Annotated in this window: 13 protein-coding genes; all 13 read left to right on the plus strand. The window is 67.1% G+C overall.

Going from position 1 to position 13,764, the window contains the following annotated elements:
- Positions 1-5 precede the first annotated feature (5 nt).
- Genes AC24YW_RS03550 through AC24YW_RS03610 form a run of 13 tightly spaced genes read left to right on the plus strand, consistent with a single transcriptional unit; the run spans position 6 to position 13,736 of the window.
- Positions 6-2,921, plus strand: a complete 2,916-nt coding sequence (locus tag AC24YW_RS03550; protein WP_487481401.1) for a flotillin family protein — start codon at positions 6-8, stop codon at positions 2,919-2,921.
- 11 nt (positions 2,922-2,932) lie between these two features.
- Positions 2,933-3,370 (plus strand): SRPBCC family protein, encoded by a 438-nt coding sequence (locus AC24YW_RS03555; protein WP_487481402.1) that lies wholly within the window; start codon positions 2,933-2,935, stop codon positions 3,368-3,370.
- Between the two features lie 2 nt (positions 3,371-3,372).
- Positions 3,373-3,816, plus strand: coding sequence for an SRPBCC family protein (locus AC24YW_RS03560; protein WP_487481403.1), 444 nt, complete (start codon positions 3,373-3,375; stop codon positions 3,814-3,816).
- Between the two features lie 3 nt (positions 3,817-3,819).
- Positions 3,820-4,638, plus strand: a complete 819-nt coding sequence (locus AC24YW_RS03565; RefSeq protein WP_487481404.1) for an FAD binding domain-containing protein — start codon at positions 3,820-3,822, stop codon at positions 4,636-4,638.
- Positions 4,639-4,644: 6 nt separating this feature from the next.
- Positions 4,645-5,121, plus strand: coding sequence for a (2Fe-2S)-binding protein (locus AC24YW_RS03570; RefSeq protein ID WP_487481405.1), 477 nt, complete (start codon positions 4,645-4,647; stop codon positions 5,119-5,121).
- Between the two features lie 9 nt (positions 5,122-5,130).
- Complete coding sequence (locus tag AC24YW_RS03575) at positions 5,131-6,723, plus strand: xanthine dehydrogenase family protein molybdopterin-binding subunit (protein ID WP_487481406.1); 1,593 nt, start codon at positions 5,131-5,133, stop codon at positions 6,721-6,723.
- The gene (locus AC24YW_RS03580; RefSeq protein ID WP_036023767.1) at positions 6,724-7,746 is read left to right on the plus strand and encodes a xanthine dehydrogenase family protein molybdopterin-binding subunit; all 1,023 of its coding nucleotides are present in this window, start codon (positions 6,724-6,726) and stop codon (positions 7,744-7,746) included.
- A gap of 10 nt (positions 7,747-7,756) precedes the next feature.
- A complete protein-coding gene (locus AC24YW_RS03585; protein WP_487481407.1) occupies positions 7,757-8,638 on the plus strand; it encodes an AAA family ATPase in 882 nt (293 codons plus the stop codon).
- The gene (locus AC24YW_RS03590) at positions 8,635-9,753 is read left to right on the plus strand and encodes a vWA domain-containing protein (RefSeq protein ID WP_487481408.1); all 1,119 of its coding nucleotides are present in this window, start codon (positions 8,635-8,637) and stop codon (positions 9,751-9,753) included. The genes AC24YW_RS03585 and AC24YW_RS03590 overlap by 4 nt, the downstream gene beginning before the upstream one ends.
- Complete coding sequence (locus AC24YW_RS03595; RefSeq protein ID WP_487481409.1) at positions 9,750-10,634, plus strand: amidohydrolase family protein; 885 nt, start codon at positions 9,750-9,752, stop codon at positions 10,632-10,634. Before AC24YW_RS03590 ends, AC24YW_RS03595 begins: the two co-directional genes overlap by 4 nt.
- Positions 10,635-10,664: 30 nt before the next feature.
- Positions 10,665-11,513: an MBL fold metallo-hydrolase gene (locus AC24YW_RS03600; RefSeq protein ID WP_061882122.1), complete on the plus strand. Its 849-nt coding sequence runs from the start codon at positions 10,665-10,667 to the stop codon at positions 11,511-11,513.
- A gap of 18 nt (positions 11,514-11,531) precedes the next feature.
- A complete protein-coding gene (locus AC24YW_RS03605) occupies positions 11,532-13,106 on the plus strand; it encodes an isochorismatase family protein (RefSeq protein WP_487481410.1) in 1,575 nt (524 codons plus the stop codon).
- Between the two features lie 3 nt (positions 13,107-13,109).
- Entirely contained in the window at positions 13,110-13,736 is a 627-nt protein-coding gene (locus AC24YW_RS03610; RefSeq protein WP_487481411.1) for an FMN-dependent NADH-azoreductase, read from the plus strand.
- Positions 13,737-13,764: the final 28 nt, after the last annotated feature.

Genomic DNA, 13,764 nt, shown 5'->3' on the forward strand with positions numbered 1-13,764 from the left:
GAAAGATGTCAGGGATGTTGGTCGGTGAATTGATCCTCTGGCTGATCGTCGCGATCATCGTGATCGTGGTTGGCGTCTATATCGTGAACTGGCTCTATCACCGCTCCTCCAAGGAGACCTCGTTCGTCCGCACCGGCTTCCTCGGCGAACGCGTGGTGATCAATGGCGGCGCCTTCGTGCTGCCGTTCATCCACGACTACACGCCTGTCAACATGAACGTGCTGCCGATGGGCATCGTGCGCTCGAAGCAGGATGCCGTGATCACCCGCGACCGCATGCGCGTCGACATCGAGGCCGACTTCTACGTCCGGGTGCAGCCGACCCGGGAGGCCGTCTCGATTGCCGCGGCGACGCTCGGCCGCCGCACCCTGGAGCCCGGGCAGCTGCATGCACTGCTGGCCGGCAAGTTCATCTCCGCGATCCGCTCGGTCGCCTCCGAGATGACCATGGAGGAAATGCACGAACGGCGCGGCGACTACGTCGCGCGGGTCAAGACCGAAGCGGCGGAAGCCCTCGCCCAGAACGGCCTCGAGCTGGAATCGGTCGCGATCACCGATCTCGACCAGACAGACCTCGAATTCTTCAACCCTTCGAACCGGTTCGACGCCGAAGGCTTGACCCGCCTGATGGAGGACATCGAGGCCAGGCGGAAGCTGCGCAACGACATCGAGCAGGACTCGATGATCAAGATCCGCTCGCGCAACCTGGAAGCCGAACGCCAGGCGCTGGAGATCGAGCGCGAGAGCGAGACCGCCCGCCTGGAGCAGGAACGCGACATCGAGATGCGCCGCGCGCTTCAGCGCACCGAAGTCGCGCGTGAGCGGGCCCTGCGCGAGACCGAGGCCGAACAGGCGCAGATTTCTGCCCGCGAGGCCATCGAGCGCGCCCGCATCGCCAACGAGCAGGCGATCGCCGAGGCCCGCATCGCCTCCGAGCGCGAGACCCGCCAGAAGGAGATCGAGCGGACCCGCACCATCGAGGAGAAGGAGCTGCTGGCGCGCGAGGAGATCGAGAAGACAAGGATTGCCAACCAGCGCTCGATCGACACCACGCGCATCGCCTCCGAACGCGAAGTGCGCCAGCGCGAGATCGAGCGGATGCGGACGGTCGAGGAAGCCGAAATCGCCGCGCGCGAGGCCATCGAGAAGGCCCGGATCCAGCAGGACCGCGTCGTCACCGACGCCCGCATCGCCAACGAGGAAGAGACGCGCCGCCGCGAGATCGAGCGCACGCGCGCGGTCGACGAGGCCGAGATCGCCGCACGTGAGGCGACCGAAAAGGCCCGCATCGCCCAGACGTTGATCGTCAATGTCGAGCGCATCTCCTCCGACGAGCGCACCCGCGCGCTGGAGATCCAGCAGGTTCGGACCATCCAGGAGGCCGAGATCGAGGCCCAGCGCGCGGTCGAGGCCGCCCGCATCGCGCGGGAGCGGACGCTCGCTGCCGAGCGCATCGCCGCCGAACAGAACACGCGGCAGCTGGAGATCGAGCGCAACCAGGCGCTCGACGTCGCCGGCATTACCGCGCGCGAGACCACGGAAGCCTCGCGCATCGCGCAGGAGGAGCGCGTGCGCTCGCTGGAGATCGCCCGCAACCGCGCCGTCGAGGAAGCCGACATCGCCTCGCGCGAGGCGATCGAGGCGGCCCGCATCGCCCAGGAGAAGGCGGTCGCGGCCGAGCGCATCCAGGCCGAACGCGAAACGCGCGCGCTGGAGATCGAGCGGACCGGCATCCTGGAAGCCGCCGAGCTGAAGCGGCGCGACGCTATTGAGCGGCAGCGCATCAATGTCGATCTGGCGCTCGAGGCCGAGCGTATCAATTCCTCCAAGAAGCGCGAAGTGCTCAACATCGAGCAGAAGAAGGCGGTCGAGATCGCGGACGAGGACCGCGTCATCGCGCTGTCGACCAAGAAGTCCGAGCGGATCGACGCCGACCGCCAGGTCCGGCAGGCCGAGATCGTCGCGCGCAAGGAGGTCGAGACCACCGACGTCTCGCGCGAGCAGGCGCTGGAGGCTGCCCGCATCGAGCGGCGACGCGCCATCGAGCAGCTCGAGGTCGCCCGCGTGCAGTCGCTCCAGGAGGCCGAGATCGCCGCGCGGGAGGAGGTCGAACGTGCCCGCATCGCCTCCGACCGCGGCCTCGACGAGGCCCGCATCGGCCGCGAGCGCGAGCTGCGCAAGCTCGAGGTCAATCGCGAGAAGGACGTCGAGACGGTGCTGATGGAGAAGGCCATCGCCATCCACACGAAATCCCTGGAAGAGTCCGCAGCCAAGGCGTCTGCCGAGGAAGCCCGGATGCGTGCGACCGAAGCCACCGAACGCGTCATCACCGCACGAGAGAGCGAGATCGCCAAGCGGCGCAAGACCGTGGAGGTCCTGCTGGCGGAGAAACAGGCGGAGGAGACCCGGATTGCCGCCGAGGCCGAGCGTGTGCGCGCGGCCGTTGAGGCCGAGGCGCAGCGCATGCTGAACGAGGCCGAGAACGTGCTGACCGATCAGGCGCGCTACTCGCTGTTCCGCAGAAAGCTGCTCGACCGCATCGAAGGCATCGTGCGCGAGAGCGTCAAGCCGATGGAGAAGATCGAGGGCATCCGGATCCTGCAGGTCGACGGCCTCAACGGCAACGGTCACGGCAACGGCAATGGCGGCCGCAGCGCCACCGACGAGGTGATCGACTCGGCGCTGCGCTACCGAGTCCAGGCACCGCTGATTGACTCCATCCTGTCGGATATCGGCGTCGAAGGCGGCAGCCTGGCTAGGATGCCGGGCCTGATCCGCGAGGCCCGCGACATGCAGGGCATCAAGGAGGCCGCGCGCAAGAGCGGCGGAGGTGGTGGCGGGAGCGACAAGTCCGCGGCCGCTCCGCCTGCGGCCGAAGGCGGCGAGCCGCCCGCCGAGCGCGGGCCGCGGAAGAAGAGCTGAGGTCTTAAGCGATGGCCCGCGTCTACGTCTCCACCGTCGTCAACGCCCGCAACGACCGCGTCTGGGCGCGGGTGCGCGATTTCAACGGCCTGCCGAACTGGCATCCCGCCATCGCCGAAAGCCGGATCGAGGGCGGCGAGCCCTCCGACAAGATCGGCTGCGTCAGGGATTTCCGCCTGCGCAACGGCGACCGCATCCGCGAGAAGCTGCTCGGCCTCTCCGATTACGACATGTTCTGCACCTATTCGATCCTGGAATCGCCGATGGGCGTCGAAAACTACGTCGCCACCCTGCGCCTGACGCCCGTCACCGACGGCGACCAGACCTTCGTGGAATGGACCGCGGAATTCGACTGCCCGCCGGAACGGGAGACCGAGCTCGTCAGCAACATCGGCGGCGGCGTATTCCAGGGCGGCTTCGACGCCCTGAAGCGCGTGTTCGGAGGCTAACCGTGCCGCATATCGTCAAGAGCACGATCCTGAACGCACCGACGGACGCGGTGTGGGACGTGCTGCGCGATTTCAACGGGCACGACCGCTGGCACCCGGCGGTTGCGACCTCCGCGATCGAACGCGCGCAATCCGCCGACAAGATCGGCTGCGTCCGGCGGTTCAAGCTGAAGGACGGCTCGGAGCTGCGCGAGCAGCTGCTGGCACTGTCCGATCTCGAGCAGACCTTCAGCTATTGCCTGCTCGATACGCCGGTCCCGATGTTCAACTACGTCGCCCATGTCCGGCTGCTGCCGGTCACCGACGGCGATCGCACCTTCTGGCACTGGGAATCGCGTTTCACGACGAAGCCGGAAGACAAGGACCGCATCACCCACATGGTCGCAGAAGACATCTATCAGGCCGGATTCGAAGCAATCCGCCGCCATCTGAAGGAGGCCGCTTAAGCCATGGCCGTGACGGTAAAGACCTTTGGGAATGCGAGCGAGGCGGCTGGCGCGCTGTCGTCGGACCGGAGCGCGCGTTATCTCGGCGGCGGCACGCTGGTGATGCGCGCGCTGAACGAGGGCGACGTCTCGATCTCGACGATTGTCCGAGCGCAGGACCAGGCGCTGACCCGGATCGACGCGTCCGGTCCGCGCATTACCCTGGGCGCCGGCGTCACCTTCGCGCGCGTGCTCGCCGAGCGCGACCTCGCCTTCCTGCATGCTCCTGCCCGCTCGATCGGCGGTCCCGCCGTCCGCAACATGGGCACGGTCGGCGGCAATCTGTTCGCGCCGAACCCTTACGGCGATTTCACCGTGGCGCTGCTGGCGCTCGACGCCACCATTGCGGTTCAAGGCGGCTTCGGCTCGCGCGATATTCCGATCGAGGAGTTTCTGCAGGGGCGAGAGCGCCAGGCCGGGACTTTGGTGCTGTCGGTGTCCTGCACGCGGCCGGCCAGCAGCGAGGCGTTTCGCTATCGCAAGATCGCGCGGATCAAGCCGAAGGGCGGCTCGGTGATCACGCTCGCGGCGCATCTGCCGGTCAGCGGCGGACGGATCGCGGGTGCACGGATTGCGCTGGGCTCGATGGCGCCGACGCAAATCCGTGCTCGCGCCGCCGAGCGCGCGCTGGAGGGCCGCTCGCTCGATGCGGCGACCATCGCAGCCGCGGCGTCCGCGGCCACGGAAGGAACATCGCCATCCGACAACGCGCTCGGCAGCGCCTGGTATCGCCGCGAAATCGTCGGCGTGCATTTACGGCGCCTGCTGTCGGGACAGGAATAGCTCGCCATGACAAAAATACCCCTGCAATTTCGTCACAACGGCCGCGACGTCGCGATCTTCGTCGACGGCGGCACCAACCTGCTCGTCGCGTTGCGTGAATTGATCGGCGACATGACGCCGAAATTCGGCTGCGGCCAGGGGGGCTGCGGCACCTGCAGCGTGCTGATCGATGGCGAGCTTCACCTCTCCTGCCTGACGCTCGCCGAGACCGTCGCGGGCCGCTCGGTCGAGACACTCGACGGCATGAAGCAAGGCCCGAACCTGCATCCGCTGCAACGCGCCTTCGCCGACAACTTTGCCGCCCAGTGCGGCTATTGCACGCCGGGCATGCTGATGGCCGCAAAGGCGCTGCTCGACCGCAATCCCGCCCCGAGCCGGGCGGACGTGGTTGAGGCGATTTCCGGCAACATCTGCCGTTGCACCGGCTACGAGCCGATCATCAATGCCATCCTCGGCGCCGCGGGCGGCCGGGCCAGCGCCTGAGGTCAGACCATGCTGGAACTACGCAAGGACATCTTCGCCGACGAGCGCGACGATAATTTGAAGGAAATCGGCAAGGGCACGCAGCGGCAGGACATGCTCGGCCACATCACGGGCACGTCAAGCTATTTCAACGACCACCAGCTGCAGGGCATGCTGCACCTGAAGGTGGTTCGTTCGACCCAGGCCCATGCAAGGCTGCGCCGGATCGATACCACCGAGGCCGAGCGCTCGGCCGGCGTGCGCCGGATCATCCGCGGCGCGGACGTGCCACGCAACCTCAACACGCTACTCAGCCTGATCAACTTCGGCAAGGACGACGAGCCGTCGCTCGCCGTCGACAAGGTCCGCTACAAGGGCGAGCCGATCCTCGCCATCGTCGCCGACAGCGAGCGCGAGGCGTTCGAGGCGATCGCGAAGGTCAAGATCGACTACGAGCCGCTGCCGACCGTGTTCGACGTCGAGGATGCGCTCAAACCCGGGGCGCCAGTCGTCAACGAGACCTATCCGAAGAACGCCTTCATCTATCACGACGTCTACGATCACCAGCGCCTGCGCTTTGGCGATGCCGATGCCGCGCTCGCGACCGCCGACCACGTGCTCGAGCAGCGCTACCAGATGTCGCCGATCGAGCACGCGCCGACCGAGACCAACGGCGCCATCGCCGCACCCGACACCAACGGCCGCTATGTCGTCTATACCTCGACGCAGGCGCTGTTCTTCTCGGTCGACACCTGCGCCAAGATCCTCGACGTGCCCTCCAACACCTTCCACTTCATCGGCGGCACCGTCGGCGGCGGGTTTGGCGGCAAGGTCGATACCTTGACCGAGCCGCTCGCGATCCTCGGCGCCATGCTGACGGGGCGTCCCGTGCGCTACGTGTTCGGCCGCGAGGAGGAGATGCAATACGGCCCGCCGCGCGGCGCCGAGCGCATTTTCATCAAGGACGGCGTGACGCGCGACGGCCGCATCGTCGCGCGCAAGATTCGCGCTTTTTTCGACAGCGGCGCCTATACGCGGCTGTCGAGCTATGCCGCGGTGAAATGCGCCGCGCACCTACCGGGCCCCTACACCATCCCGAACGTCTATGGCGACGTCTATTGCGTCTTCACCAACCGCACGCCGGCGACCGCCATGCGCGGCTTCGGCGTCACCGCCATGGACTTCGCCATCGAATGCCAGATGGACAAGCTGGCGAACCTCGTCGGCATGGACCCGATGGAGTTCCGGATCCTGAATGCCTATCGCGACGGCGACATGAAGGCGCACCGGCGCGAGGCCAAGAACACCGCGCTGATCGAGTGCGTTCAGGTTGCGGCGGAAAAAGCCAAATGGCCGATCCGCGACGAGTTCAGGCGGGCCTCCTCGCGCAAGGACGGTGGCGGCAGCCGCGCCGTGATCCCGCCGACACCGACGGATTCGCGGGCGCGGCCGGCCGCGCCTGCGCAGCAGCGCACGAGCTATGACCGCGCACCGATGACTGCGACGCGGGAGCCGCCGCGCGAGCCCCCGCCGCCGGCGCCGCCATCTCCCCCGCCGCGCCCGGCCGCGCCATCGCACGGCGCGACCCGGTTCTCATCCGTGTTCGGCACCAGGAGGCGCTAGATGACCCGGCATCGCGGACGCGGCATGGCGTCGATCAATTATCCCATCGGCATGAATCTCGGCGGCGATCCGAGCCAGGCGCTGGTGCATTCCAACCCCAGCGGCAAGTTCACCGTGGCGCTGTCGTCGATCGATCTCGGCCAGGGCATGAAGTCGGTGACGCGGCAGATTTGCGCGGAGACGCTCGGCGTTCCCGTCGAGGACGTCTATGTCGACACCGCCGATTCCGACACCGGCCCGCATTGCATGGGCTCGTTCGCCTCCCGCGGCACCCATCGCGTCGGCAACGCCGTGATGGCCGCCGCCCGCGAGGCGCGCGGCGTGATGATGGAGGCGGCAGCCGAGGAGCTCGAGGTCAACGCCGCGGATCTCGAGACCGACGGGCGCGGCAACATCCACGTCAAGGGCGCGCCGCACCGCTCGATCTCGACCAAGGACGTCGCCATCGCCGCGCAGTTCAAGCAGGGCAAGACCATCTCCGGCCGCGGCATCTTTCTCGTGCCGCTGTCGGACGTTGATCCTGAGACCGGCGAGATGTCGCCGGCAACCTGCTATGCTCATGCCTGCCTCGTCGCCGAGGTCGAGGTCGATGACGAGACCGGCGAGGTCGCAATGGTCCGGATGGACTCCGCCTACGAGCTTGGCCGCGCGCTCAACCCGCGCCTGGTCGAGCAGCAGCTCGTCGGCGGCGCCTGGATGGGCGTCAGTCACGCGCTCTACGAGACGCCGGAGCCATACTATCCCGATCCCGTCCACGGCCCCCGCGACTTCGTCGAATATCTGATGCCTGGTCCCGGCGACATCTGCCCGCATGACATTGCCGTGCTGGAGCGTCCGGCGCCTGACGGTCCGTTCGGGGGAAAAGGCCCTGGCGAGATGTGCGCCAACCCGGTGCTGCCGGCGGTGGCGAACGCGATCTTCAACGCCGTCGGCGTGCGGATCGACGACCTGCCGATCACGCCGGAAAAGGTGCTGCGGGCGATCAAGGCACAAGGCGGCGCCCGGCCGCAGGCGCGGCGCTAGAGGATCGGCCGTGGCGGTTCGCAGCAACATCGTCGGCATCGACAGCCCGGAGGCGCTGGAGAAGGCGTTGCGCGCGGCGTATTACCTCGCCGACGAGGGCCTTGCGACCGCCGCCTATCTCGGCCTTGCGCTCGGCAAGCCGCTGCTGCTCGAGGGCGCGCCCGGCGTCGGCAAGACGGAGGCGGCGAAGGCAATAGCTGCCGTGCTCGGCCGCCGCCTGATCCGCCTGCAATGCTACGAGGGCATCGACGCGTCTGCCGCGCTCTATGAGTGGAACTATCCGCGCCAGATGCTGGCGATCCGTCAGGCCGGCGATGAGAGCATCGACATCTATGGCGAGACCTTCCTGATCGAGCGGCCGATGCTGGCGGCGCTGCGCGCGCCTGATTCCACCGTGCTCCTGATCGACGAGATCGACCGCGCCGACCAGGAGTTCGAGGCCTTCCTGCTCGAATTCCTCTCCGACTTCCAGATCTCGATTCCCGAGCGCGGCACGGTCCGCGCGACCGAGCGGCCGGTCGTCGTGCTCACCTCTAACCGGACCCGCGATCTGCACGAAGCGTTGCGCCGCCGCTGCGTCTATCACTGGATCGACTATCCCAGCGCCGAGCGGGAGGCGCGCATCATCATGATGCGCGCATCGAGCGTCGCCGAAGCCACGGCCCGCGCCGTCGTCGCGGCGGTCGAGAGATTGCGGCGCGAGCCGCTGAGCAAGGCCCCCGGGATCGCCGAAGCCGTCGACTGGGCCGAGGCCGCGACCCTCCTCAACAAGGGCGGCGCGCGCTGGCCCGATGCCTTCAAACGTTCGATCGGCGTCGCGCTGAAGGACGAAGAGGACCTGCACTTCATCGCGCCGCGGCTCGATGCCATGCTCGCGGAGGCGACCGCATGAGCATCGAGCCGCAGCTTCCGCGCGCTGCCCGCACCTTTGTTTCGTTCGTCGCGCTGCTGCGCGCCAACGGCTTCGCCGTTGCGCCGGAGCAGACCACCGCCTTCCTCGCCGCGATCGCGCTGCTCGGACCGCGCAAGCTCGACGACATCAGGCAATCTGCGCTCGCCACCCTCGCCCCGCCGCCCGAGCGCCGCGCCACTTTCGACCGGCTGTTCGACCTGCATTTCCGCGGCAGCGAGGCGATCGAGCATGCCCAAGACGGCGAGGACGATGAGACCGTCCGCCTGCAGGAGGAAGGTCGCGGCGACGAGGAGCCCCTGCTCGCCGACGATGCCAACGAGTCCGGCCTGACCGCGGCGCGCAGCGAGGCGCTGGTCGAGCGCCGCTTCGCGCAGCTCTCCACGACCGATGCCCTCCGACGCCTGGCCCGCGAGGCTCCGCGGCGGCTGCCGCGGCGGCGCGGGCACCGCCGCATGCGGGCGCGTCGCGGCCCCTTTGCCGATCTCCGCCGCACCTTGCGCGACAGCGTTCGCAGCGACGGCGAGATCCTGCGCCTCGGCCACATGAAACGACGGCAACGGCCGCGCAAGGTCTTGTTGCTGATCGACGTCTCCGGCTCGATGAAAAGCCGCACCGAGGAGAACATGAAGCTGGCGCATGCGCTTGTGCAGGCCGCCCCGAATGTCGAGGTCTTCACCTTCGGTACGCGGCTGACCCGTGTCACCCGCGCGCTGCGGCTGAAACGCCGCGAGCAGGCGCTGAGCGCTGCGTCCCATCTGGTCAGCGACTGGGACGGCGGCACCCGCATCGGCGACGCGCTGCAAGCCTTCCTGGCGGTCCCGCGCTTCGGCGGCTACGCCCGCGGCGCTGCCGTGGTCATCGTGTCCGACGGGCTGGAGCGCGGCGAACCGGATGCCCTTCGCGACGCCGTCGCGAAACTATCGCGGCGGGCCTGGCGCCTGAGCTGGCTGACGCCGCTCGCGACAGGCCCCGCGTTCCGTCCGCAGACCGAAGCGCTGGTCGCGATCGAACGCTTCGTCGACGATCTCGTGGACGGCGGGTCGAGCGCATCGATCGTCGCCCACGTCCTGGCACTGGGAAGGAGAGCTGCGTGAACTCTATTGTCGACGGCCATCATCACATCTGGCGGCAGGCCGATCTGCCCTGGCTGACCGGCCCCATGCAGCCCCGCATCTTCGGACCGTACGAGCCAATCCGGCGCGATTATCCGATCCAGGAATATCTCGGCGATCTCAAGGACAGCGGCGTCACCCGCTCCGTCTATGTGCAGACCAACTGGGCGGCCGAGCATTTCGAGGAGGAGGCAACCTGGGTGCAGCGCACGGCCGACGAGCACGGCTGGCCGCACGCCATCGTCGCCTACGCCAATTTCGCGGCCGACGACGTCCGCCCGCAGCTCGACCGGCTCAAGCGTTATCCGCTGCTGCGCGGGGTGCGCATGCAGCTGCACTGGCACGAGAACCCGCTGTATCGCTTCGCGGCGCGCCCGGATCTCTGCGCCGATCCCGTGATCCGTCGCAACGTCGCACGTCTTTCCGATTACGGCTGGAGCTTCGACCTGCAGGTCTTCACGCCGCAGATGGCGGATGCCGCGCAGCTGGCTGAATCCTGTCCCGGCGTGACCTTCATCCTCCAGCACGCCGGCATGCTCGAGGATCTCACGCCGGCGGGACGGGCGGCCTGGCGCGCCGGGATGGTCCGGCTCGCGGCCTGTCCGAACGTCGTCTCGAAACTGTCCGGGCTCGGCACCTTCATTCATCGCAACGATCCCGCGCATATCGCCACTGTCCTCACTGATACCGTCGCGATCTTCGGTGCCGAGCGCTGCCTGTTCGGCTCCAATTTTCCGATCGAGAAATTGTGGACCAGTTATCGCGAGCTCGTCGCAGCCTTTCGCGCCGCCGCCGCCACGTTCAGTGCGGAGCAGCAGGATGCGATCTTCAGGACGACGGCGACGCGCGTCTATCGGCTTTGACGGACAAGGAACGAAACGGGAGGGAAACGAATGGCGCTGGAGATCAAGATCCTGGACTACGGCGATATCGAGCTGGAATCGAGCTTTCTGGTGCTCGGCCGCGACTGCGGCCGCACCCGCCGCGTCCTCACCCTCGGCTTTTTGATCCTCGGCGGCAAATATCCTGTTGTCGTCGACACCGGCTATCGCTCCAACCAGATCATGGAGACGCTGGGCATGCGGGGGCTGCAGTACCACGAGAACATGATCGAGAACCAGCTCGCGCGCCACGGCGTGCGCATGGGCGACGTTCGCTTCGTCTGCCACACCCATCTGCACATCGACCATGCCGGCAAGGACGATTTGTTTCCCATGAACACGACCGTCGTGCTCAACCGCAAGGAGCTGGAATATTCCGTCTCCGGCCTGATGCATCCGCAATACCCGGCGCCCGACATCAAGCACCTGATCGACCGCCTTCACACCAAGAGCGCGCTGCGCTTCCTGGACCTCGAGATCACCGGACCGATCGAGCTGATGCCGGGCGTCTATTGCGACGCCGCCAACGCGCACACCGAGGGCTCGATGAACATCATCGTCGAGACCGCCGACGGCATCGCCACGATCTGCGGCGACGTGATCTACGACTTCAACGACCAGATCGTCACGCCTTTCCATGAGATCCACGATTGGGAGCCGCGCACCACCGGCAACCATGGCACCAGCAAGCGCGCGGAAAAGGCGGCGATCAAGAAGCTGCTGAGCAGCTCGCGCTACCTGCTACCGGTCCACGACCGTCCCGCCAAGATCGAAGGCGGCAATGTCGTGGGGCGTCTGCACGATCAGGTCCCCGGCCCGATCGTGCAGTCGCTGCCCGAGCGCAACTGGTTCCCGGCTTGAGGTGTCGAGGATCGACCGATGACGCATGTGACGTTGCGAAGCGAGTTCGAGAGTCTGATCGACCCCTATGCGCCGGTCGCCCAGATCGGCACCGGCTTCGATTTCACGGAAGGGCCGATCTGGCATCCGGTCGATCATTATCTGCTGTTCTCGGACATGCCGGCCGACGTGCGCAGGCGCTGGGACGCGCGGCGCGGCGTCGTCGAGGTCAAGCGCCCCTCGAACAAATGCAACGGCATGACCTATGACGCCGAGCTCAATCTGATCGTCTGCGAGCACGCGACCTCGTCGCTGGTTCGCGAGCGCCCGGACGGACGGCGCGAGGTGCTGGCGTCTCATTTTGGCGGCCAGGAGCTCAACAGCCCGAACGACGTCTGCGTGCACTCATCCGGCGCGATCTATTTCTCCGATCCCTGGTATGGCCGCATGCCGGTCTACGGCGTCGAGCGGCCGCGCCAGCTCGGCTTCCAGGGCGTCTATCGCGTCGTGCCGGGCGGCGAGCCGAAGCTGGCGGTCGAGCGCAATTTGTTCGACCAGCCGAACGGGCTGTGCTTTTCGCCGGACGAGAAGCTGCTTTATGTCAACGACACGGTGCAAGCCCTGATCCGCGTATTCGACGTCAACAGCGATGGCTCGCTGTCCAATGCGCGCGTTTTTGCGAGCGGCATCAAATCCGAGCTCGAGCCCGGTCTGCCCGACGGCATGAAGTGCGATCAGCACGGCAATGTCTGGGTCACCGCGCCCGGCGGCGTCTGGGTCTATTCGCCGCGCGGCGAGCTGCTCGGCAAGGTCCGCCTGCCCGAGCTCGTAGCCAACCTCGCCTGGGGCGGACCGGATTTCCGCACGCTCTATCTGACCGCGACGCATTCGGTGTATGCGATGCCGACCAAGGCCGGTCCGCGGCACGAGCCGTATATGAGCGGCCGGCGCGCCGGTTACGGCGCAACGTCGAGCACCGCGCCGGCGGCGCCCATTCTCGCCGAGGGCGAGATGCGGCTCGATCCGCAGCGCTGCGCCATGATCATCCAGGACCTCCAGAACGACGTCATCATGGACGGCGGCGCCTTCGCCGATTCAGGCGCGCCGGGGCACGCCAAGCAGCAGCATGTCGTGGAGAATGTGCGGCGCCTCGCTGAAGCCGCACGCGGGCGCGGCGTCGTCATCATCCATGTCTGGTTCGTGGTCGAGCCCGGCGCGCCCGGCGTCACGCTGAACGCTCCGCTATTCGAAGGTCTCGTCGACAGCAAGGCGATGGTGCGCGGGAGCTGGGGCGCGGCCCCGGTGTCAGGCCTCGAGCCACGGCCCGGCGATTTCGTCGTCGAGAAGATGCGGATGAGTGCCTGGGAAGGCACGCGGCTGGAGACGATCTTGAAAGCGACCGGCCGCGACATGATCATCAATACCGGCGCCTGGACCAACATGTCGATCGAGCACACGGCGCGGACCGGCGCCGACAAGGGCTATTTCATGATCGTGCCCGAGGATTGCTGCTCGACCATGAATGCCGACTGGCACAATGCCTCGATCAACTTCGCGATGCAGAACGTCGCGGTCGTGACCAGGGCCGACACCGTGATCAGAGCGCTGGGATGAGCTGTGGCAAAGCTCCTGCATCTGTCCTGCTCGCCGCGCGCCGAGTCCGTATCCACAGCCGGCGCGCGCGTCTTTCTCGACGGCTTCCGCCAGGCCCGGCCCGATTGGGACATTGATGTCGTGGACATCTGGCGTGAGCGGATGCCGGAATTCACAGGTCCGATCGTCGAGGCAAAATATGCGCGCATGAAGGCTCAGGCCTTCACCGATGCGCAGCGCGACAGCTTTGCCGAGGCCGAGCGCATGGCGCTGCGCTTCTCGCTCGCCGATCGCGTGCTGATCTCGACGCCGATGTGGAACTTCGGCCTCCCCTACAAGCTCAAGCAATGGTTCGACATCATCGTCCAACCCGGCCTCACCTTTCGGTTCGATCCATCGCAGGGATATCTGCCGCTGCTCAAGGACCGGCCGACGCTGGTGATCATCGCCAGCGGCAGCGATTTTGCCACCGGCATGAACCGCGGCCGCATCGACATGGCCACGCCCTACTTGCGCGAAATCCTGCGCTTCATCGGAATCAGCAATGTCCGCTTCATGCTGATCGGTCCGACCACGGGACCGCAAGCGCCGATCGATGCCGCCCGCGAACAGGCCCATCAACGGCTCGCTGCAATGGCGGCGACGTTCTGAAGCGCCGTGGCGCCCCGTGGCACCGTGT

Source organism: Bradyrhizobium sp. USDA3516, assembly GCF_057651995.1.

Bases quoted from the DNA above. Each gene is read 5' to 3' on its own strand.
- AC24YW_RS03550 (WP_487481401.1), top strand. From the start codon at position 6: ATGTCAGGGATGTTGGTCGGTGAATTGATCCTCTGGCTGATCGTCGCG.
- AC24YW_RS03555 (WP_487481402.1), top strand. From the start codon at position 2,933: ATGGCCCGCGTCTACGTCTCCACCGTCGTCAACGCCCGCAACGACCGC.
- AC24YW_RS03565 (WP_487481404.1), top strand. From the start codon at position 3,820: ATGGCCGTGACGGTAAAGACCTTTGGGAATGCGAGCGAGGCGGCTGGC.
- AC24YW_RS03570 (WP_487481405.1), top strand. From the start codon at position 4,645: ATGACAAAAATACCCCTGCAATTTCGTCACAACGGCCGCGACGTCGCG.
- AC24YW_RS03575 (WP_487481406.1), top strand. From the start codon at position 5,131: ATGCTGGAACTACGCAAGGACATCTTCGCCGACGAGCGCGACGATAAT.
- AC24YW_RS03580 (WP_036023767.1), top strand. From the start codon at position 6,724: ATGACCCGGCATCGCGGACGCGGCATGGCGTCGATCAATTATCCCATC.
- AC24YW_RS03590 (WP_487481408.1), top strand. From the start codon at position 8,635: ATGAGCATCGAGCCGCAGCTTCCGCGCGCTGCCCGCACCTTTGTTTCG.
- AC24YW_RS03600 (WP_061882122.1), top strand. From the start codon at position 10,665: ATGGCGCTGGAGATCAAGATCCTGGACTACGGCGATATCGAGCTGGAA.
- AC24YW_RS03605 (WP_487481410.1), top strand. From the start codon at position 11,532: ATGACGCATGTGACGTTGCGAAGCGAGTTCGAGAGTCTGATCGACCCC.